We start from the raw sequence: 21526 nt of genomic DNA, 5'->3' as shown, positions 1-21526 counted from the left end.
TAGCGCTGATCTCTGGTGGCGCGGCACAGCATCGAAGGTCAATGGTACAAAGACCGGAAACCGCGGCAACCGGGCAGGGGCCCGTCGAGGACCTGTTCGGCTCGGGAGCGGTTGATTTTGATCCGTAGGTCCGCATCAGCCCGAGGCTTCGCACCTCGGCAAGGGTCTCCAAGGCCCGCGGAGCCCGAGACCGGGCCAAACCCGACGCCCGTCCGTTTGAAACTGAGGCGGCTTTGCTCGTGCGTCCATCGCGGCAGAAAATCTTGTCCGCGTGCATCCACACAGGGCCGGGATGACCCGATATCGACGTCCTGGACATCGCGTCGGGGTCTGCCAGCGGGGTCGACGTGCAAACCATGATATCATACCTCACAGAGTTGATAACCGCTTAGGCCGCAAGTGATTTCGTCGCGACTGAACGGGGGGTCGCCCGGCACCGCCCGCGGGCGGTCATTCGGCCGCCTGGAGGGCGGGAGCCTTGCCGAAACCATGGAGAGGGCGACGCGGCCACTACACCTCTGTCGCTGCCCCTGGGCGAGCCACTGGTGGTTGCGAGCGTCGGCGTTTGACCCCACCGACGAAAAGCCGCTTCGGGACAGCGGACCATTTGTTCCGTCGACTTCGAGCGGTAGTCGCAGACCCAAGAGAAGTGGCCGTGTCCAAAGCGAGGGCCGCCAAAGCTGCAGTGCCTGAGGCGTAGGCGGAGAGCCCTTGCGATCCCTGCAGCGGTGTGCGCACGGGCTGATCCCCGTCTCTAAGATTGCTGAGGCGCGGCGCAGGGATCACCCGAAGTGTCTCTGACACACTGATCCCGAGGCTTTTGTCGGTCGCAGCCTAAGAACAGGGCACAGCGCAAGGCGGCGGCGCGATGTCCTCTGGGGTTAATATCCTTCGGGGTTCCCGGGGACGATCTTCGTGATCGTGCCCGCGGCCTCACCATCCGGGCCGGTGTAGGTGAACACCCCGGCCTCATGACCGATCTTCCAGTCGCCGGCCGGGCCGCCCTGCCACGCGACGTGATAGCCGTCCGTGTAAACCGTCATATCTCCGACCAATGCGCCCTCGCCCGGTAGCGTCATGTGAGCCGTCTTTTCGGTTTCATAAAAGATGACCGCATCCGATGCGGCCCCGATGTCGACGTAATGCGTGTTTCCAATCATGAGGACTGCAAGAATCGTATCCGTCAGAGTGTCCATTCCGGTCTCCTATCTTTGGTTTAAAGCGTGATGTCATAGTGCTTCCGCCAGGCGGAGTGATGATCGAAGTCCGTGTCTTGTGACCAGGCCAGCATGAGATGCACGGTGCTGTCCGGTGCAAGCGACAGTCTCGGCTGATCGCGGAAGGTCACAGGATAGGAAAACCTCAGGATCGATCCCCCCTGCGTGTGGGTGATCTCGGTGTCCGTGAGAGCAGAAGACAAGCCGAGCGTTTCGACCTGTGCATGCGTCGGGACGACGGCAATGCGGTCTTCGACACGCTCAACGCCCTTCGCCAGAGCAGCCATGACGAAACGTGTGCCTTTGAGCGTTTTGTCAGCGTTGAACCCGACGGCAAGCCAACCTTTGGTGGGCGCACGAAGCGCGCAGGTCAGCCTTTCGTGCGTGTGGTGCCAGTCGAAGGAGACATCCCCGTCTATGATTTGCCCCGCTGCACGTGCTGCGCCGGCCCATGGCAGAAGGGGAAGCGCACAAATGGACTTCAACATCGTTCTCTTCAGCATAAGTGCATCACTACATTTAGTCAACTATATTGACTATATGACAATCAAGGCCATATTGTCAACATGCTTGACCAATCGGCTTCCGGTCTGACCGATCTTGTGTCAGAATGCAGTGATCGGCCCGCTGCCGCGTCTTTCAGTCTGCCTGTTCACGCCCACGGCAAGGCGCGCACCGATGGCACGCGCATCTGAGCGTAGCACGCGTGCATTTGCAGCCCGACGTTGCCGCAGCTTACGTCCACACACGCAGCACGAACATCGCGGCGTCCTAGTTGGATTTGACCAAGACGGTCTTTGGGCGACACAGGCGATAGGATCTAGAGCCACCCATTCGTTGCACCTGCAAGCGACACTTGCGACCGGAACCACGCAAAAGCTGCACGCATGCGGCATGGCCTGTGATCCAGATAGCGCAACCGCCCATCGCCTTGGCTGCCCTGCAAATCCAATCGCGATATCGGCCCACAGCCCACTGTCTGCTCTCGGCTTCAGATGGCCGAGCATTTACCTCATGCTGTTGACATCAGACCTTCGCGCCCCCTGACAGTCCAGGGTTGAGGATCCTGATGTCCAAAAAGTGCCGCGAATGCGATGCAAATCAAAGGCCGGTAAATCCGACCTTTACCGATCGCATTTAAGTCATGGTCCTATCACCTTGGGATTGGCGTGTTTTTTAACGATGTTGAAGCGGATTTGGGGTCAAATACTGGTGTTGAGCGGAGCATCGGGCTTCGCGGACTTGCGCTCGAACCGGTTTGCCCCGGACGCAGCCAAGCGATATCGGCGCGACCAGATCATCGCCACCCTCGATCAAACCCAACTCCTGCTGTTGGGCAATACCTTGTTTGCACCAATACTCGCCTTTCAGGCGCTGCCTTCGGGCTCATTGCCACTTCTGATCGGCTGGACCTTGGTGATGGTCTTTGGGTCGTGGGCGCTCTTCTTCTGGACGAGACCACTCTATCGGTGCACGGGCGAGGTGGCCGACCTTACGCGCATGAAGCAGCGGGCGTTCATCGACGGCTCTTTTTGGTGGATGGGTATGGCGTGCGTCTACCCGCACGCGACGGGCGATGCGAAAGCCCTTGTGGCCATCATTGTGACCGGCGCTGTCGCTCTGGGCACGTTCGGCTATTCCCGATCTCCGGGACCGGGCATGATCTATCTCGCCATGACGTGCCTGGGCAGCGGTGCCGTTGCGCTTGTGACCGGTCTGACCGTCGGTACGCCGTCGGATATTCTGGTGCCATTTCTGTCTATCTTTGCCTTCGTGGCCCTCTCAAAGTCAGTTCTCGATCGAGGACGCGCAATTCTCCAATCCTTTGAGAATGTGGAAAAACTCAGCGAGAAGAGCGAAGTGGTCGAGCTTCTGCTCAAGGACTACGAAGCGCAGGCGACGGAGTGGATCTGGCAGGCGGATGCAGCGGGGCGTTTGACCGCGGCTCCAGACCTGATCGTCCAGCTTTTGGGCGGGACCGACGCAACTCAGGATGATCAACCGCTGTTGTACCGCGTTGGTGAGAAGATAAGCCCCGAAAGCAGAGCCGACTTTGATCGCATGACAGAAGCTGTCCGCAATCGGGAGGAGTTCTATGACATCGTTCTCGCTTTTCCTGATCGCGAACTCGATGGCCTGCGCTGGGTTGTCGTCAAAGGCAGACCCCAGTTCGACAACGAAGTTTTTCAGGGCTTTCGCGGGATTGTGGCTGACACGACGCAAGCGGTCGAGGCTGAACGGCAGGTGCAGTATCTTGCCGCCTTTGATAATCTGACCGGTTTGCTGAACCGCAATTCCATCCAAAAACGGCTGGGCGACCTTGATCATCAGAAAGACAGGGTTACGGCGTTTCTGATCGATCTCGATGGTTTCAAACAGATAAATGACAGCTACGGTCACGACATCGGAGATGCGCTCTTGCGAGCAGCCTCAGACCGCCTGCAGGCGCTTGCCACCGATGGCGCTTGGGCTGCCCGCCTCGCGGGGGACGAATTCCTGGTTGTCGTTCCCGATACTCAGACGACCTGCTCGAAGAGCCGGCTGATGTTCGGGCACGAGATCTGTGACCGTTTGTCGGAACCGTTCCAGCTCGCAGATTTTGAGTTGCAGATTTCAGCGTCTGTCGGGATGGCGCGATTTCCATCCGACACGGACAAGGGGCAGGACCTTCTCTCGCTTTGCGATCTGGCGCTCTATGACGCAAAGGACGGCGGGCGGGATCGCGCACACGCGTTCGATCAAGCCATGCTTGATCAGCTCAATCGACGCATTGCAGTCATTGAGCGGTTGAAGGCCGCGGTCCGCGACCAAAAGATCCAGCTTCATTATCAACCTCAACATCGGCTCTCCGACGGCTGTCTGATCGGGTTCGAAGCCCTTGCCCGCTGGAATGACGAAGACCTAGGAACAGTTGGTCCTGACGTCTTCATTCCCATCGCTGAACAGACCGGGCTGATCGTGGATCTAGGTGAACAGATCTTGCGAAACGCCTGCACTGATGCACACGGTTGGTTCAAGATGCTGGGCTCGGAGGCGCCAGTCGTTTCCGTCAACATCTCACCCGTGCAATTCGCCCGTACGGATGTCTCACGATCTATCGCAAATGTCCTCGCGGAGACCGGTCTGCCAGCGCAGCTTCTGGAGATCGAGGTCACGGAGGGGGTTCTGATCTCTGAAAAGAGCCGGGTGGCGACCACGCTGACAGAGCTATCGACCATGGGCGTCTCCATCGCCCTGGACGACTTTGGCACGGGCTATTCTTCTCTCAGCTACCTCAAGGCGCTTCCGCTGAACCGGTTGAAGATTGACAGAAGTTTCATTAGCGATCTGGCCAAGGATACCGAAAGCCCAATCGTCAGTACCGTCATCCAGCTCGGTCATAACCTGAACTTGCAGGTCATCGCAGAAGGTGTCGAAACCGACACTCAGGTCGATCGGCTGATCGAAAGTGGATGTGACGAGGGCCAGGGCTACTACTACGGACGTCCGATGCCGCTTGCAGAGGTGAACACCTATGTGGCCGGTTGCGCCGCAACGAGTAGGGCGGGCAAAACCGGTTGATGCCCGCAAAGGTCACTGAACTGGGGTTCGGAATTGTGCTGGGGTCAGCGGCTCCTTCAGTTGCCGGGGGATTGTCGGCAGAGGTGCTGGGGCAACATCCGTGCTGCGACCGCGCGACGCGCAAGCCGGGCTCAGCCCGCGAGCATTTCCCCTCCCTCGGTCGCAGCGCAGTGTCTCGTCCTCGAAGAACAAGCCGCATCGACGCGACCCAAAACTGCCATTCATGGTCTTGTGGAAAGAGAGCCTCTTATCCGGTCGAAGTTAACCGGGTCGGAGAGGTTCTGAGAAAGCTTTCGAAGCGAGACGCAGGCATCGGAGCGGCAATATAGAAGCCCTGGAGTTGATGGCACCCGAGATCGGCAAGGCAAAGAGCCTGATTTTGGGTTTCGACCCCTTCCGCGATGCCAGCTATGTTCATGGCTTCTGCCATATGGATGACATGGCTCACAAGGCGGCGGCACTTCAAATCGCTCAAGACACTTGCCACGAGAGAGCGATCAATCTTCAAGAAGTCGGGTTCGACTTGGAGCAACGCTGTAATCGACGCGTGACCGGTACCGAAGTCATCAATCTCCAGTGAGACACCGATCTCGCGCAAGCGATCGAGGTTGTGTTTGATGATTTCGCTCATCTTCCCGTCGAACGTCACCGTCTCGACCAACTCGAAGGACAATTGGGTTCGCCTATCCAACCAAAGCGTACGAACGTCATCTACAATGGAGCTGTCGGTCAGGCGATCCGAACAGACATTGATGGAAAGGCGGGGCAGGACGTGACCATCCTCGGCCATCTGTTGGGCGAACTTCAATGCCTTTCGGAGAACAATGCTGTCGATCTGCGGCATGAGTCCCAGGGCGTCCGCTGTTGGCATGAATCTGTCCGGTGCCAAAACGCCGCGCTGCCGGCAATGCCAGCGCATCAAAGCCTCAGCACCCGCAAGACGACCTGACACCGCGTCGATTTGTGGCTGAAACCACGTTTCGATCTCATTGTTCTGAACGCCCAACTGCAGGTCTCTGGCAAGTGCCTTCTCTTCGGTCACCCTGTTGTGGAGCTCCGGTGTGAAAAGTTCTGCGCGATTTCGACCCAGCGCCTTTGCTTCGTAAAGCGCCAGATCCGCCTTCGACAGCAAGTGCTGCACGCTGTCCTCCGACGTCCCTCCGAGAGCAATGCCGAAGCTGGCGCCCGGATCGACAGATGCCTCTCCCAGTGAGATCTTTTGACGAATGTCTCGTATCGCTCGGTTCGCTTGGTCTAACAGGCCACCCGGATCGGGGGTGTCGACGAGAACGATGAATTCGTCACCCCCCATCCTCCCGATGATCGCCGGGGGTGGGAAGCAGGATCGCAGCCGTTTGGCAACCACGCGAAGAACCGCGTCTCCGGCCGCATGTCCAAGCGTGTCGTTTATTTGCTTGAAGCGGTCCAGATCCATGTGAAGGACGTGCGTCGAACGTCCCGTTTCGCCAGCCCGCCGTCCGAGTTCATCCTCGATAAACCGGCGGTTTTTCAATCCTGTCAGCGTGTCTTCATATGCCATCCGCTAAATGGTGCGTTTGGCATTGAGAAGATCGGAGTTGCGTTCCTTCAGCTCTGCGTTCGATTGCTCCAGTTGTTGGCGGGCCAAGACTTCAGCGGTGACATCGGAACCGGTGCCACGGTATCCCAAAAAAGTGCCATCTTCGGAAAAGACCGGCTGACCTGATGTGCGCACCCAGAAGGTTGACCCGTCCGCCGGTCGTTTTGCCTGGTATAAAAAATCGCGGAAAGGCCGACGCGCTTGAAGATCCGCAATATGCGCCTTCCACAGGTCCTCTTCAAAGGAGCCTTTCGGGACCTCAGCGCGACTGATGCCCAGAAAGGTTTCCGCAGGGACACCGACAACCTCACTGAGGCGATCGGAAAAGAAGGTAAACCGATGCTCCGCATCGGTTTCCCAAAACCAATCGGACGCGATCTCCGCGAAATCGTGAAGCAGTCGATTGTCCATGCCTGAGCTCTCCGCACCAGAGGTCACTATAGCCAATCACCCTTGACAAATTCTGACCAGATCAGCGGGCGCTATGGTCAAAAGCAGCGGCTGATCATCCGCATCTTGCTCTGTTTGACCTTATGGCACACGCATCCCTCGTTTTACTCGCAGCGAAGTTGCGAAGCGCGCCTCACAAGTCGCCGGACGGCGCAGTCGTCCCCATGTGGCCTTGGAGGTCAGCTTTTGGGTCGACCCAAATTGAGGCGCGAAATCAGAAGTCCCGCGATCACAAGAATGCAGCCGCCAACTGTAAAAGGTGCACGGACGGAGAACAATGTGACCAGCACGGCGCCCGCAAATGGTGCGGTCAGCAGTGCCATGGTGTTTGCGGCCTCGCTCAACGCAGTTACGGAACCCATTCTGTCTGGCGGCACGGTGTTCTGGAGGACGATACGGATCGGGACCATCGTCATAGCGGTTGTCAGCCCCAAAGTTAGAAAGATCAGAATGAAGAATTGGATGCCCCGGGAAGCTGCCAAAAGATCGGAGATGCCCAAGACGAGCAGCATTGCGCCACCGGAGAAGGTGCCGATAGCGATCCACCTTTGCGGCTGTCTCAACTCAGGCAAGATCGAAAAGACAATCGATCCGATGACACCCCCGGCGCCGACAGCAGCGAGCGCGTAGCCCAAATGCTGTTGCTCAAACCCAAGACTTTGCGTGAGTGGCGCGATGAAAGTGTCGTAGATGAACATCGCAAAGTACATAGCTGCCATCATCAGCAGGACTGTTCTCACGGTCGCTTGCGATCGGACGTACGTCAGCCCGTCTTGGACGTCACTCCACAGACCATTCTCACCAACTTTCGTTGACCTCTCAGACCTCTCGACCTCCTTCAACCGGGCACACAGCAGTGCCGCGGAAAGGGAAATCGCTGCATTGATGACAAAAATGATCGACGGGGCAAACCAGATCAAGAACGTGCCCCCGGCGCTCGGTGCAACGATCTTCGAAGCCTGATTGATGCCATGGCTCAAACCGTTTGCAGACGTGCGGTTTTCCGAAGTGGTCAGTGCTTGGATCGCCGCCTGCTTGGCTGGACCAAAGAAGCTGTCCACCGAACTTCTGACCGCGACGAGGAAAACAAGCACCACCCAGTCCGCGGCGAAGAGCAGAGCACCGGTAGCAAGTGCACGTCCCACATTGCTCCAAATCAAAACGCTGCGAACCGACAACCGATCAACAAGAGCCCCTGCAAACGGCCCGATGATCAGATACGGTGCTCCCATACCCACGGCGAGAAATGCATAGGCATAGTTTGGGGCGTCCCAGACAAATGCCAGTAGTGTGCCGATGGCGACAAAGTCCAACCAATCCGCGAAGTCCGCGGGAAGTTGTGCCAACAGGAGCTTTTGCAGGTCTTCGGACTTCAGGGCCGCTGGGATCATAGCGCGAAGGTGCACGCAAACCGAGAAACATACAAATGCCGGCACTCGCGGCGATGCATAAATCCGGAAAGCTTTTATCCCCAATACTTTAGGGGGCCTATCGTCCATAGCCTAGCTTCGAGATCCACCCCTCAAGGACCAGCCCAAAGCGGTCAGCCGATCACGTATTGAGATGCAGCCGTTGCAGTCCGTATCGCTGCCATTCGCATAAGGAAAGGGAAGTCGCAGTTCGTGAACTTGCAAGGCGCGGATAAACCGGCCGCACCTTCTGAAAAGAAGTCCAAATCCGTTTGGTGGTGATGAGTTGTGTGAACAATCACTTCTCGGAAATTCTTGTGTCGTCCAACCTCAGGATCGATACTGGCCGCGTAAGCCAAGACTTCGGAGGAGTTGTGATATGATCAGACTACTGCCTGGCATTGTCTTTGCGTGTGCTGGACTGCCTGTCGCCGCACAGCAAAGCTCTGATGACTGTTCAGAACTGCGCAATGTCGTTATGTCTGCTGCGCACGTTACATCTGCGCGTGTCATTTCGGCCTCTGAGACCCTTCCGGCTTATTGCGAAGTCCGGGCGACAGCTCTGCCCGCCATTTCTATCGAAGTTCGCCTGCCAGTCGAGGACTGGAATGGCAACTACTACCAAGCTGGCTGCGGTGGGTTTTGCGGCATTCTCGGACGCGCCGATGCAGGCTCAAGCTGGATCAATGCAATGAGGCCGGGGCTTGAGCGCGGCTACGCGACCGCGACATCCGACAGCGGTCACCACGCGTTGTCCGTGGTGGATGCCGGATGGGCTTACAACAATCCGCATGCCGAACGGGACTGGGGGTGGCGCTCTATCGGTGAGACAAACCGTGTGGCCAATACGCTGATAGAAGCCTTTTACGGCCGCGCCTCGGAACAGGCGATTTTCCAGGGATGCTCAACCGGAGGGCGCATGGCCCATGTCGCCTCACTTCGCTATCCGGAGATGTTTGACGGCATAATCTCAGGCGCGCCAGCCATGGATTATCCCGGTCTTGTGGCCACCAAGATGTCGTGGAACGTTCAAGCGAACACAGCGGCAGATGGCTCGCAGATTCTGGGGCCTGATGAAGCGAGCGTCATTGGACAAGCAGTGATGGATCAATGCGATGCTGTTGACGGCGTTGAAGACGGCGCGATTGCTGATCCGCGTCAATGTCGCATCAGCTATGAGGGTCTTGGACTGACAAACCAGCAACTCGACACGCTTGGTAAATGGCGCACAGGGCCGCGGAATGCGGCTGGTGAGCAGCTTTACCCCGGAGGTGTCCCTGAAGGATCTGAGACCTTCTGGTGGTTGTGGCTGACCGGGAATGCAGAAGGGAACGGAAAGCTTGTGCCGGCGTTTGCGAGCGGTTTCGGAAGGTACATGGCGTTCGACGAAGACCCCGGCCCGAACTGGACACCCATGGACTTTGATTTCGAAACCGACCCGTCGCGTATGCGGGCCTCATCTGAAGCCTATAACGGTGACAATCCGGATATCTCGGCGTTTCGCCAAGCCGGCGGAAAGATGATCGTTTTTCATGGCTGGGCCGATGCGATCGTGACGCCATATAAGACAGTGGAGTGGTACGAACAGGCCTCTGAAGCTGCGGGTGGGGAAGACGTGCTGAAGGAAAACGTGGCGCTTTTCATGGTCCCCGGTTTGGATCACTGTGGAATCCTGCCTGGACTGGGGGGTATTAATGCGGCCTCGCTGGATCCTCTCACACCCCTCGAAGCGTGGCTAAACGACGGGCTCGTGCCTCAGTCGATTATGGCGCAGTAGGCACGACAGTCTCGCAGGGTTGCCGACCGATTGCGAGGCTGTTTTGCGGAGCCATCGCAGCGCGCAGAACACTTTTTTTGGCGCTCCTCCGGGCATGTGTTGCGTCGACCTACCTTATGCATCGTAGGCCCTGCAGGCGGGGGCCTTGATTCTTGAGGCTGTGCCGGGAAGTGAGCTTTCTGAGAGGATGTGCGGCTCGTTGACACGAACCCGCTCAAGCCGTCCCGGGGGGCTCACGTCGCTCCACATGTTTGGGTGATTGGCGTTCTGCGGCAGCAATCACGGCCCCGCCCAGCACGAGCGGTAAGTTGGTCGATATGGGTAGTCCAAAAATCAACAACTCCGCGAGGACTGGCCGAAGAAGCGCAATGTACTCGAATGCGACCAACCGCGAGGCTTCGGCGTATCGGAAGCAGAGTGTCATTGCGATATGCGCGAGAGCGATAGCCGACCCGAGCAACGCAAGCGGTAAGGTATAGGACATGACCGCCACACGGTCTGGCTGGACGTCGCGACCCGGTAGGGAGGATTGCCCGAAGCCGCCCCGGCAAATAGGGCCGAACCAATTGAGGGATGCAGGGCAGAACTTGGCTTCTGGGCGGACCCGTTTGATCACCTGCGCTGGAAACCGGGCCAGCGCTAGGGCGAGGGCAGGATCACCGGGCGCCTGCCAAGGCAGCGTAAGAGCTGCGACGGGTGTGCCGAACACAACCAAAGCCGCCCGCAGACGAAAGCTGAGGGCGATCTGCACCAAGCGACACGCTCCAGTCCCCAAGCGCCAGGGTGGCGTCTCGCAGGGTGCGGCCATAGTCAGTTTGCGGAGGCAAAGGCAAAGTCCTTTGCGGGCTCCATCTCTTCGATCTGACTTGTCCGCAGAACCGCGATGTCATCGGCCTCGGTAGCGGCGTAACCAAGTTCGCGCTTTATGACCAGCGCGGCGAAACCCGCCTCGGCTTGCACGTCGGCAATGAGGTGCGCGGTCTGCCTTTGCGTGACGGCGTCGAATGCAGAGGAAGGTTTTTCAAATAGCACAACCGGCGGACCAGCGATAAGACACGTAGAATTCCAGCGCTTTGTGCTTGCCCAATAGAAACCTTGAAGGGACTGCGATCGAGGACCTCCGGTGCAAGTTCGAGACCTCGGCATAGTCGCTCCAACACCGACCGGCGCCAGGTCAGGGCGCCCGTCTGGCACCTTGCGTTGTGTGGATCGCTGTTGCCTCAGAACACGGCAGGCGCGGCGCTCTGATACATTCCGTTCAACGCACACACGATCGATGCAGGCGGGGCGGCGGGCGGGCCTCAGACATTTCCCTTCGCAGTTTCGGCAAGGATCAACTTGCCCAGCCTCCGGTCGCAAACGGCTTTGCTTGACCGCTCGTTCTCTTTCCGAAGGCGTTTCAGTTCTTTCAATTGATCCTTGCCGGCTGGGCCGCATCTCTTCTTCCAGCGATAAAACGTCTGTTCCATCACGCCGGTCTTCCGGATCCGATCCAGACGCGGCATACCTTGCCCAATCAGAACCTCGACCTGCCGGACCTTCGTGCTCACTTGCTCCGACTTCGTTCGCTTGTTGACCATCTCTTTCCTCCGTTTTCCTACACATGGCGGAGGACCACTTCACTGGAGGGAGAATCAACATGGTGCGCGGACGCAGGCCTATGTGCTGTATTCCGCGTCTCTGAGCGGCCTTTCGTGCATGCCAGTCACCATCCACGATGGCGGGCGCTTGAGTGACACTCTAAAGTGTCGCCAAACCGGCGCCAGAGGCCGGCGAGATGACAAGTGACAGAGGTTCATGACTGCCGATAGCCCACCGCTTTCGATCTGTGCCGTTGTGCCCGCGCACAACGCGGACTCCTACATGGAAAGCTGCCTCTGCGGGCTCTTCGCAGCGGGCTTCGCTGCGCCTGATATTGTCGTCGCCGACGATGGATCGCGAGACAACACGGTTGAGATCGTCAGGCAGCACGGCCTTGAGCCGATGATCCTCGAGCGGAATTTGGGGGCTGCGGGTGCGCGGAACCGCGCCGCTGCAATTGCAGACGCCGATATCATCCTGTTCGTGGATGCGGATGTAATTGTCCGGCCAGATGTGCGTGAGCGGGTTCTAGCCTGGTTTTCGCGCCCGGATGCGCCGGCGGCCGTGTTCGGATCCTATGACGATACACCGACCCGGCCCGAGACGGTGAGCCGGCTGCGCAACCTGCTGCATCACCACGTGCATCACGAAAACGCCGGTCCTGCCTCCACGTTCTGGACCGGTCTCGGCGCCATTCGGCGGGAGGTGTTCGAGAGTATCGGTGGCTTCGATGCCAGCGTTGCCATGATGGAAGACATCGAGTTGGGCATGCGCCTGCACCAGGCCGGATACCAGATCGAACTCGACCCGAGCATCCAGGGCACGCACCAGAAGTACTGGTCGGTCCGGGGCATGATACGCACGGATTTGTGGCATCGGGCCGTGCCTTGGACGCGACTGATGTCCAGTGCGGCCGGGCGGCAGGCGCCGGAGAGCCTGAATGTCTCGTCGGGCGCCAAGCTCTCGGTCGGTCTGGTCGGCTTCTGCCTGCTTTGCCTTGCAGCGCTTCCGGTTGTCGGCGCCGCCGGCCCCCTGGCTGCCTGCGGGTCGATCGGGGCGCTGGCGATGACCAACCGGTCCTTTCTGGCGCTGGTCACGCGGCTTGACGGGCCGCGCGGGGCGGTTGCGGCGCTCGGCGTTTTGTGGCTGCACTATTTCTGTGCCGGCGCGGGGTATGCGCTCGTCAAGCTGAGGCTGGTCTGACCGGCTGCGCTACTCCGCCGCGTAGCGCTTCTGATCTTCGGCCTCATCCACTTCCATCTCTTCGTGGTAAGAGCGATCGACATTCACCGACCAGATGTCTTCCTGACTTCCAGCGATATTGCGGGCCGCATACATTGCCGTCAGCATGGAGTGGTCCTGGTTGTTGTAGCGGTGCAGGCCGTTGCGCCCTACGGTCTGGAAGTTTTCGAGCCCCCGGATCCAATCGGCCACCACGTCAAGGGCGTCCTTGCTCTGCGGGTCGTAGATTGGATAGGCCTTCCGCTGCCGGATCACGAACCCGCCAACCACATGCTCTTTGCCGGCCAGGTTGATCTGTTCCAGCTCGGCCCCGGCCAGCTTGATCAGGTCCTCGTCGCTCATCGACCACAGACCGTCATCCTCCTGGCAGAAATACTCCATGCCGATCGAGGCTGTATTGGCATCGGGCAGCATCTCGGCCGACCAGGCGCGGAAGTTCTGGATCCGCCCGACCTTTACATCGGGGCTGTGGACGTAAATCCAGTTGTCCGGGAAGGGGTCCGCGTGATCGAGCACCAGCGTGACAATCAGGAAGTCGCGGTAGTTCAGGTTTTTGGCCGCTTCGACGACATGGGGCGGTGCAGGTGGATCCATGGCGAGCACGAGGCTTTGCAGATCCATCGAGTTGATGAATTCATCCCCCTCGACCGTCTCGGTGCCCAAGGGCTGGCCGCTTTCGTCCCAGCGCTCGACATCGACCGCGGTGATGCGGTTGTCCACCCGGTGCAGCTTGGTCACGGCCGCGCGCATATGGACCTCGCCGCCGCGCTCTTCGATAAGCGATGCGGTCTTCTCCCACATCATGCCGGGCCCAAGGCGCGGGTACTGGAACTCCTCAATCAGCGAGGCTGTATCGTTCGCACCGGATATGGCATTCCAGACCGCTTTGGTGAGCGTCAGGTTCTTGATTCGCTGCGCGGCCCAATCGGCTCGGATGTTCTTCGGATTGATGCCCCAGACCTTCTCGGTATAGCTGCGGAAGAAATGCATGTAGAGGCGTCCGCCGAATCGGTTGATCACCCACTCCTCGAAGTTGTCCTCCTTCGGATAGGGGCGCACCTGCCATTTCAGATAGCTGGCGGATATGCGGAACGCTTCGTAGATGCCGATCTTCGCAAGCGTGTCGAACAGGCGCAGAGGATAGTCGAAAAACTGCCCACGATAGAAAATCCGGCTCTTGCGCGGCACGGTGATGAAGTTGTCCTCCAGCACCTCGTGCCACATCTCTTCGACTTCGCGCACCTTGGTGAAAAAGCGATGCCCACCGATGTCGAATCGATAGCCGTTATGGCATTCGGTGCGCGCGATTCCTCCGACCAGGTCGCTCGCTTCGAAGACCACGGGCGTGTGGTCGGGCGCGACTTTCGACAATTCATAGGCCGCCGTCAGTCCAGCAGGCCCGCCTCCAATAACAACAACACGTTCAGACACAGCGATCCCACCATCTAAAATTGCAAACACACTCCGCGGACGGATACCACGGACCGGGCACGTTAACCTAGCGTTAATCATTCTTAACACTGCAGTTGTCGCGCTGAAAACGGTGATTTGGCGGCAATCTGCCAAAAACTGGTCGTTTTCCGCGCGCTGAGCCTTTTTCTGTTGAATCTTTGGTCGTCAAAAGAACTTCTTGCCGACAAATCATCGCGTTTCGTCAGCCTTCACGCTAGTTAAAGAAGGCGACGGAACGTCAACGATTTCCCTGTTTGTACGGTGCCTTGGAAGACATGCGAGTTCTTTTGATCAACGACCATGGACGCGCGTACGGCGGAGCCGAGCTTCAGATGCTCGCCATTCGGGACAGTTTGGAGAGCCGAGGCCATGTTACGCGGCTTTTTTCCTCTGACGCAAAGATGATGCCGGGCTTCCCGTTGGTCGCGGATCGCAGCTGTCACGGGCGCAGCGATATGGCACAGGTCGTTCTGCAAAGCGTCAATCCGACCGCTTGGCGCGCCCTGCGACAGGAGTTGCGTGAAGACTACCCCGACGTTGTGCACATCAGATCGTTTCTGTGGCAGCTTTCACCCCTGATTTTGCCTCTGTTGCGGGATATCCCGGTCCTGCATCAGGCTCCGACCTACAAGGAAATCTGCCCCAATGGCCTGAAGCTTCTGCCTGACAGGACGAACTGCACCCATCTGGCCGGCCCCATCTGCCGTGCCACCGGCTGTGTGTCGCCGCGGACCTACCGGATGGCGCAAGTGCAGTCCTGGCTGTTGAACCGCTGGCGCGCGGTGCTTGATGTGACCACGGTTCTGAGCCGCCGCGCTGCGTCCCGTTTCGTTGAATCCGGCTGGACCGATGTGGAGGTGCTGCCCAACCCGGTGGACGACCGGGCGGCGGTTGCCGCGCTCGCTGATCACCCAACGGTCGCTTACTGCGGGCGATTGTCGCGTGAAAAGGGTGTGGACGTTCTGATCGATGCCTTTGCCCGGGTGCGCCAGCAATCTCCGCAGGCCGAGCTGCTGATCGCCGGCACAGGACCGGAGGAGGTGGCCCTGCGCGCTCGCGCGGCTGACCAGGGCAAAGCGGTGCGCTTTCTGGGGCATCTCGCGCCCGATGACATGGACAGGGCGCTCGCCGGAGCCTGGGTTCAGGCGGTGCCCTCCGTCTGGCATGAGCCTTTCGGCAACGTCACGCTCGAGGCGATGATGCGGGGCACCGCCGTGCTGGGATCGGACGCCGGTGCGATCTCGGATGTGATATTGCATGGCACCACCGGTCTTGTCGCCAGCCCCGGAGATGTGGCTGACTGGCAGGCGAACCTGCAGCGGATGCTGTCCGACAAGGCGCTCTGCATCAAAATGGGTCAGGCGGGTCGGCACCGGGCCGAAACGGAGTACAGCCGGGCGCGCCACACGGATCGGCTGCTGGCGCTTTACGAGAAGGCGAAAACGATCTGCGCGGCTCGGGTCGAGGCGCGCGCAGATCATCACAACAAAGGATACATCAAGTGACATTGCGTATCGGGCTCGTCGGCTGCGGCCGTGTTGCAGGCTTTCATCACGGCCCCATTCTTTCGAGGATATCGGGCGCGCGGGTCACGGCGCTGATTGATCCGGACCCGGATGCGCGGAAGGCGATGGCCCGGCTGCACCCCGGTGCCGTGTCCTACATGTCGGTCGACCGCGCCATCACATTGGGTGAGGTCGACGCGCTGGTGATCTGCACGCCCCCTGCACATCATGCCGACGCCGCGATTGCGGGGCTCGAGGCGGGCCTGCACGTCTATGTGGAGAAGCCGATTGCACTCAGCCTTGAGGATGCCGACCGGATGATCGCGGCGGCGCAGGGCACCGATAAGGTCGCGATGGTGGGGCACAACTTCCGGCTGCATCCGAAGTACCGCGCCGCGCGCAAGGCTTTGGCCGAAGGCACGTTGGGTGGTCTCGTCGCCGTGCGGACGCTCTTTACATCTGAAAAGCGTGTGCTTCCCGGATGGAAGAGCGCAGCCGGGGCAGGCGGCGATGCCATCACCGATCTGGCCATCCATCACTTTGACATCGTGCGCTATCTCGCCGGGGCCGATTTCGCCCCTGCGTCGGTGCGCGCCCAGATCACGCAGCAGGACGAGGGCAGCCTGGCCACCGTCAGCGCCCAGTTGGAGAGCGGACAGCCGGTCACGATCACCGTGGGGCAGCTGACCGGGCAGAACACCCATAAGGTCGAGTTGCTGTGCGATGCGGGACATCTCGAAATCGATCTATACAGCAACGGCGCGCCCCTGCTCTCGCGACCCGCACATGCGTTGAGCCTCGGCGACCGCCTCTCGCAGCGGCTGCAGATGCTTCGCGATGCCGCCGATATCCGCTATAAACCGGACCCATCTTTCGAGGCTGCACTGCGGAGCTTCGTACGTGCGGCGCGCTCAGCCGATGGCCCGGCGCAGAACGAGGTGCCACTGGAGGTCGGACGACGGGCTCTGGCGCTCGCACTCTCGGCCGCCCATGCCACTTCTCAGCCAGCGATATAACACGGGGGACCGCCCAGATGTCCAAAGCCAAGACGAAGACACCCGCCATTACCATGGTCGTCACCACCGGATACAAGGCTGAGGCGGCGCATATGACACTTGCCGCTATCGCGGCCCAAACCATCGCAGAGCAGATCGAGCTGTTGTTCTGGGTACAGCCGGGAACGGACGTGGCACCCGTGCAGCACCTTCTGGACGCGGTCGGATCCTACCGCGTGTTCGATACCGAGCCGATCGACACTGTCGACAGGTGCTGCGCGCGGATGGCGCTTGAGGCCCGCGCGCCCTATGTCGCGACGATCGAGGACCATGCGTTCACCGAACCGGAATGGGCCGAGACGATGATCCGCACCTTCGAGGAGACGGGGGTCGACGGTGTCGGGTCGGGCATGCTCAACGCAAACCCGTCGACCCGGTTGAGCTGGGCGAACTTCATGCTGTCCTACGCTCAATGGGCTGCAGCAAACCCCGAGGGCCCGACGGACTGGATCAGTCACCATAACGGTGCCTTCCGGCTGTCTGCGCTGCAACGGTTGACGCCGGACGAGGTCATTGACGGCAGCAACCGCGAGGGCGATGTTGTCCGGCTGCTGAAAGAGAGCGGCGCGCAGCTCTATTTCCAGCCCGCCTGCCGGATCCGGCATATCAACCCGTCAAGCCTCGATTCGACGACGCGGCTGCGCTCGGACGTCGGGCGCCTTTACGGTGCCAACCGGGCCAAGAGCGAAGGGTGGAGCCCGCTGCGCCGGGCCATGTATCTGGGGCTCGGGCCGGCGATCCCCCTGCTGCGATATGTCCGCATGCGGCACGACATTTTCCGCCAATTGCCCGATGTCACCGAACGGACCCATGGTGTGGCGCTCTTTGCGGGCCTGGTCTTCGATGCGGCGGGGCAGATGATGGGGTACGCGGCGGGTCCCGGCGGCGCCAGGGATCGCCTTGCAGGTTTCGAGATGGACCGCGCGATGCATCTGACCGTGGATGACAAGCTGCGGCTCTATCCTGCCAGCCGCTGATGGATTCGCCGCCGACCCGACAGGGCGTGGCCCCTGCAGTCCATGACCGGCTGCGCGAAGCGAAGACGGCGGTGCACTATCGCGGCATCATCGCGCGCCGGCTCGTGCGGGACTTTCGACAGAGCAGTGCGCTGGTTGCGGACAATCAGGTTGATCTGAGCCAGCTGCAGACGTGGTGCAGCTTCCTGTCCACGCCACGTAGCGGCCACAGCCTGATCGGAGCCTTGATCGACGCGCACCCCGATGCGGTGATCGGCAGCGAATATGGCATCGTGGATCACCTGATCTGGGGGTTCTCCCGCGCCCGTGTCGCAGCCCTTCTGGTGGCGGACAGCAAGCGCATACCGCATAATTTCAGCCGCAGGTTCGGCACGGCGCGAAAGGGCGGATATACCTATGATGTCGCCGGCCAATGGCAGGGGCGGCTGCGCCATCTGAAGGTGCTGGGTGACAAGGATGGCAGCGCGGACACGATGCGCTTCGGGCGCAGACCGCATCTCGCGCCCCGGATCGAGCAGACCATGCAGGCCCCTGTGCGGTTCGTGCACGTCTACCGCAACCCCTTCGATGTGGTCTCGACCATCGTCCGCCGGTCACAGCGCCACGTCGATGGTGCGGTCAGCATCGCGCGGGCCGTCGCAATGCTGGAGGAGCGCACCCGCATCCACCTTGAGATGATCGGCACGCACGGCGCGGAGCGTGTCTTCAGCCTCGCGCATGAGGACCACATTGCCGCGCCACAGCGGGAACTGGGCGCGCTTGTGCGCTGGCTCGGGCTCGACGCGGATCCCGCCTATCTCGATGCCTGCGCCGCTCTCTGCTTCGCCGCGCCCCGCAAGACCCGCGCAGAACTGGGCTGGGACGCCGAGGAGATCGCGCGGGTGCGCCGGTTGATCGAGGCAACACCGTTCTTGCAGCGCTACGCGGGCGACGAGGTCTGATCTTTAGGAGGGCGCGCGCACCCGCCGCAGCACGGCCAGCCCGGCGGCCTTCGTATGGTGATCGATCACAAAAGCTGCCACCCCGACGCCAAGCAGGGCCACGACAAGCGGGGCGGGCGCGATGAGATCCAGCCCGCCGGCCAGCAGCAGAAGGGTGGCGGCGCCAACCAGGGCGACCGAGGGCCGGGTCATGCCCCAAAAGCCGGTGAGATGGTGCAGGTAGATCAGCGCGGCGACGTTCAGCGCGAGCACCGCGAGGCCGAGGGCCAAGGCGCCGCCCAGCACTCCAAGGGGCGGGACCAGCACGAAGGCGCTGCCGATCAGCAACAGCAGCGCGCAGAGCCGCAGGATCGTTGTGCCGAAGAGCTCCCCCCGGGTCAGAAGGTACGGAAAGTGCAACCCTGCACCCGCGGTGACCACATAGCCTGCCGATAGCACCAGCATCGGCCCGTAGGCAGGCTGAAAGGCGCCAAAGATTCCGAGCAACAGCGGCCCGACCACGGCGAGCAGTGTTGCCACGCCAAGCGAGATCACGAAACCCGAGGCGCGGGCCAGATGATACTCGCGAAACGCCGCGGCGTGGTTGCCCGTGGCGAAGTGCCGGCGTCCGCGGGGCACGAATGTGGGCTGCAGGGCTTCGCTGCCCATGCCGCAGAAGACCGCGAGCCGCGCGGCCACGGCATACTCGGCGGTTTCCGCAGCGGTGATCAGCAGGCCGACGAGGATGACGTCGATGATCCGGAGGCCATAGTTGGAGATCTTCTGCACCACAACGACGGCGCCCGTCCAGATGTCACTGGGGCGCAGGTAGACCGGCGGGCGCGTGCGGGCGTGGCGCCCCGCCCATCCGATCAGCAAAATCGGAACCAGTGTCGAGATCACCACGGCAATCGCGACGGCCGGAGCCGCGCCGCCGAGCAGGAACACCAAGGCGAGCAGGACCGCGCGCGAAGCGTTCACGAGGCCATAGCTCATGCTCGCGGTTGCGACCCTGCCGTTTGCCCGGAACCAGGCTTGCAGCGGGGCTGCCGCCGCCATCGGGACCAGAGCGACCGCAAGCAGCGGGATCCATGCGCGCGCCTCCTCCGTTGCCCCGATCATGCCAAGCTGGGGGGCTGCGACCAGCAAGCCGACTGCCAGAGCGAGCGCGAGCAGCACCGAGATGATGGTGGCGCGCAGGGCCAGGCCGCGACCGCGCAGATCGGCAGGGGCCGAAGAAAACCGGGCCACCCTCAGCATGATGTTCCGTTCGAACCCCCAGGCGGCGACCAGGGCCAGAAGCGTCAGGATGTTGAAAGTGAAGGCATAGCCGCCGAGTTCATCTTTCGACAAAAGCCGCGCGAGAAAGTAAAGCGACACAAAGCCGCCTGCCGCCGAGAGGAATGTGGACACAGCGACTGCAACCGCACCGGTGACGTAAGAAGACCTTGCCGCTGACATCAGCGTACGTCAGCCCCGACATCGCATGAGTTGTTCCGCTGCATTCTCTTCAACGGCGCGATCCGATGATCTGCCCGAAGGCCTCGGCCAGTGGCTGTCGCAAGCTCCGCCAGTCGAGCGCCTGAACAAAGTCCCATCCATCCCGCGCTACGGCGTCGGCAAGGGCACCGTCCTGCAGAATCCTGGACAGCGCGTCGGCGAAGCCTTCGGTGCCATTGGCAACGAGCCAGGGTGTCGCCGCCCCCGGGTCGAGCCCCGCCGCGCCTTCCGTGGTGCTGACAATCGGCCGCATCGAGGCCAGCCCTTCGGCAATCCGCAGACGCGTGCCGCTGCTGACCAGAACCGGCACCGCAATGGCCGAGGCGCGCCTGAAGTAGTCGAGCATGTCATCCGGATTCTGTGCGGCGGTGACGTTGTCGATCGCCTCGAGCTTGGCCCGTGTCGCATCGGTCATGCGGCCGGCGACGATCACATTGAGCGGTTGGCCCGCCATCTTGTCGCGCAAGACGGGCATCACCTCGTCGGCGAACCACTCCAGCCCGATGAGGTTGGGCTGCCAGTCATATTTGCCGGGGACAAGTACGGTGCCGGGCTCCGGCGTGCCCTCGCGAACGCCTCGGTACCGGTCGAGGTCGATTGTGCTGGGGACGACCCGCACCGCCGCCATCTCGGCGCCCGCCAGGTCACGCAACTCGTCCAGATCGGTCTGCGCGGTCACGAAGACCATGTCGGACTTTGTCACCGCCAGCCGCTCGACGGCGCGCAGGCGCGGCACTTCGCGGTTGAGCACCAGGCGCCGCAAGCCGGTCTGCTTCTCTCGCGTGCTGTTCAGGAGCCGCCATTCACAATTGTGGGCATCGTAGACAAACGGGGTCGAGGTCTGCCCGATCAGGGCGCTGGCCGAGCTGAGCTCAGAGGCGAGGATCGCATCATAGCTCTGATCCGAGGCGAGGTCTCGGATGGCGCGGCGCAACGTTCCGTTCGTCTTGGAGGTGAGCCAGAGCGGTTCCGGGCCGCGCAGGGTCTCGATCCCTGCGGCACCCCAGCGGCACAGCGCCAGCCAGATGTTTTCGTCGCCGTAGTAGGGTGTCGGAAGATGAACCTCGGCGCAGAGCGCGCTGACCTGCGGCTGATTGCGGCCGACGGTGAGAAGATCAACCTCGAAGTCGGCACTGAGCGCCTGCAGCATGTTGAAGTCCCGGAGCCGCGCTCCGCCGTGCAACGGCCAGGGCATCGCACGGGCCAGAAACAATATGCGCTTTCTTTTCTTGCTGTCGTCGAACATGCGGGGATCTCCTGGGCTACGCGCAGGGCGACTGCGCGGATCTTGGCGCAGGCAG

Annotated in this window: 16 protein-coding genes and 1 pseudogene; 7 read left to right on the top strand and 10 right to left on the bottom strand. The window is 60.9% G+C overall.

The window, feature by feature from the left end:
- Positions 1–881: 881 nt before the first annotated feature.
- Together MUB52_RS20820 and MUB52_RS20815 are read right to left on the bottom strand one after the other, a co-directional pair.
- Positions 882–1196 carry a hypothetical protein gene (locus MUB52_RS20820; RefSeq protein ID WP_263846077.1) on the bottom strand — a complete coding sequence of 105 codons (315 nt, stop codon included), beginning with the start codon at positions 1194–1196 and terminating at the stop codon, positions 882–884.
- Between the two features lie 20 nt (positions 1197–1216).
- Entirely contained in the window at positions 1217–1705 is a 489-nt protein-coding gene (locus MUB52_RS20815; protein ID WP_263846076.1) for a DOMON domain-containing protein, read from the bottom strand.
- A gap of 601 nt (positions 1706–2306) precedes the next feature.
- On the opposite strand from MUB52_RS20815, the gene MUB52_RS20810 reads away from it, so the two are divergent.
- The gene (locus MUB52_RS20810) at positions 2307–4778 is read left to right on the top strand and encodes a putative bifunctional diguanylate cyclase/phosphodiesterase (protein WP_263846075.1); all 2472 of its coding nucleotides are present in this window, start codon (positions 2307–2309) and stop codon (positions 4776–4778) included.
- Between the two features lie 247 nt (positions 4779–5025).
- On the opposite strand, the gene MUB52_RS20805 is transcribed toward MUB52_RS20810, so the two are convergent.
- The 3 genes from MUB52_RS20805 to MUB52_RS20795 all read right to left on the bottom strand — a co-directional run bounded on the left by MUB52_RS20805 (position 5026) and on the right by MUB52_RS20795 (position 8198).
- Complete coding sequence (locus MUB52_RS20805) at positions 5026–6318, bottom strand: putative bifunctional diguanylate cyclase/phosphodiesterase (protein ID WP_263846074.1); 1293 nt, start codon at positions 6316–6318, stop codon at positions 5026–5028.
- 3 nt (positions 6319–6321) lie between these two features.
- Entirely contained in the window at positions 6322–6768 is a 447-nt protein-coding gene (locus tag MUB52_RS20800; RefSeq protein ID WP_263846073.1) for a PAS domain-containing protein, read from the bottom strand.
- Between the two features lie 218 nt (positions 6769–6986).
- On the bottom strand, positions 6987–8198 hold the full coding sequence (locus MUB52_RS20795) for an MFS transporter (protein WP_263846072.1): 1212 nt from the start codon (positions 8196–8198) through the stop codon (positions 6987–6989).
- A 397-nt stretch (positions 8199–8595) separates the two neighbouring features.
- Here MUB52_RS20795 and MUB52_RS20790 point away from each other — a divergent pair, with 397 nt between their 5' ends.
- Entirely contained in the window at positions 8596–9993 is a 1398-nt protein-coding gene (locus MUB52_RS20790) for a tannase/feruloyl esterase family alpha/beta hydrolase (protein WP_263846071.1), read from the top strand.
- Between the two features lie 810 nt (positions 9994–10803).
- On the opposite strand, the gene MUB52_RS20785 is transcribed toward MUB52_RS20790, so the two are convergent.
- Together MUB52_RS20785 and MUB52_RS20780 are read right to left on the bottom strand one after the other, a co-directional pair.
- Entirely contained in the window at positions 10804–11025 is a 222-nt protein-coding gene (locus tag MUB52_RS20785; protein WP_263846082.1) for a hypothetical protein, read from the bottom strand.
- A 141-nt stretch (positions 11026–11166) separates the two neighbouring features.
- Positions 11167–11573 (bottom strand): annotated as a pseudogene (locus MUB52_RS20780) (IS3 family transposase); the annotation flags it as partial.
- Positions 11574–11790: 217 nt separating this feature from the next.
- Between MUB52_RS20780 and MUB52_RS20775 the strand changes: the two are divergent.
- Positions 11791–12777: a glycosyltransferase gene (locus MUB52_RS20775; RefSeq protein WP_263846070.1), complete on the top strand. Its 987-nt coding sequence runs from the start codon at positions 11791–11793 to the stop codon at positions 12775–12777.
- A 9-nt stretch (positions 12778–12786) separates the two neighbouring features.
- Here the strand turns inward: MUB52_RS20775 and MUB52_RS20770 are convergent, their stop codons facing one another.
- A complete protein-coding gene (locus tag MUB52_RS20770; protein WP_263846069.1) occupies positions 12787–14247 on the bottom strand; it encodes an NAD(P)/FAD-dependent oxidoreductase in 1461 nt (486 codons plus the stop codon).
- A 296-nt stretch (positions 14248–14543) separates the two neighbouring features.
- Between MUB52_RS20770 and MUB52_RS20765 the strand changes: the two genes are divergently transcribed.
- From MUB52_RS20765 to MUB52_RS20750, 4 genes are read left to right on the top strand one after another with little or no spacing between them, the layout of a single operon-like run.
- Entirely contained in the window at positions 14544–15773 is a 1230-nt protein-coding gene (locus MUB52_RS20765; RefSeq protein ID WP_263846068.1) for a glycosyltransferase family 4 protein, read from the top strand.
- Positions 15770–16789: a Gfo/Idh/MocA family protein gene (locus tag MUB52_RS20760; protein ID WP_263846067.1), complete on the top strand. Its 1020-nt coding sequence runs from the start codon at positions 15770–15772 to the stop codon at positions 16787–16789. Before MUB52_RS20765 ends, MUB52_RS20760 begins: the two co-directional genes overlap by 4 nt.
- A 17-nt stretch (positions 16790–16806) precedes the next feature.
- Positions 16807–17805 (top strand): hypothetical protein, encoded by a 999-nt coding sequence (locus MUB52_RS20755; protein ID WP_263846066.1) that lies wholly within the window; start codon positions 16807–16809, stop codon positions 17803–17805.
- Entirely contained in the window at positions 17805–18746 is a 942-nt protein-coding gene (locus MUB52_RS20750; protein ID WP_263846065.1) for a sulfotransferase, read from the top strand. The genes MUB52_RS20755 and MUB52_RS20750 overlap by 1 nt, the downstream gene beginning before the upstream one ends.
- Positions 18747–18749: 3 nt before the next feature.
- On the opposite strand, the gene MUB52_RS20745 is transcribed toward MUB52_RS20750, so the two are convergent.
- Both MUB52_RS20745 and MUB52_RS20740 read right to left on the bottom strand, forming a co-directional pair.
- On the bottom strand, positions 18750–20186 hold the full coding sequence (locus MUB52_RS20745) for a lipopolysaccharide biosynthesis protein (RefSeq protein WP_263846064.1): 1437 nt from the start codon (positions 20184–20186) through the stop codon (positions 18750–18752).
- A gap of 49 nt (positions 20187–20235) precedes the next feature.
- Positions 20236–21471, bottom strand: coding sequence for a glycosyltransferase (locus MUB52_RS20740; RefSeq protein WP_263846063.1), 1236 nt, complete (start codon positions 21469–21471; stop codon positions 20236–20238).
- Between the last annotated feature and the right edge of the window lie 55 nt (positions 21472–21526).

The organism is Roseobacter sinensis, assembly GCF_025755255.1.
GTDB classification, from domain to species: domain Bacteria; phylum Pseudomonadota; class Alphaproteobacteria; order Rhodobacterales; family Rhodobacteraceae; genus Roseobacter; species Roseobacter sinensis.
This window is presented reverse-complemented; position numbering and strand designations above follow the sequence as displayed.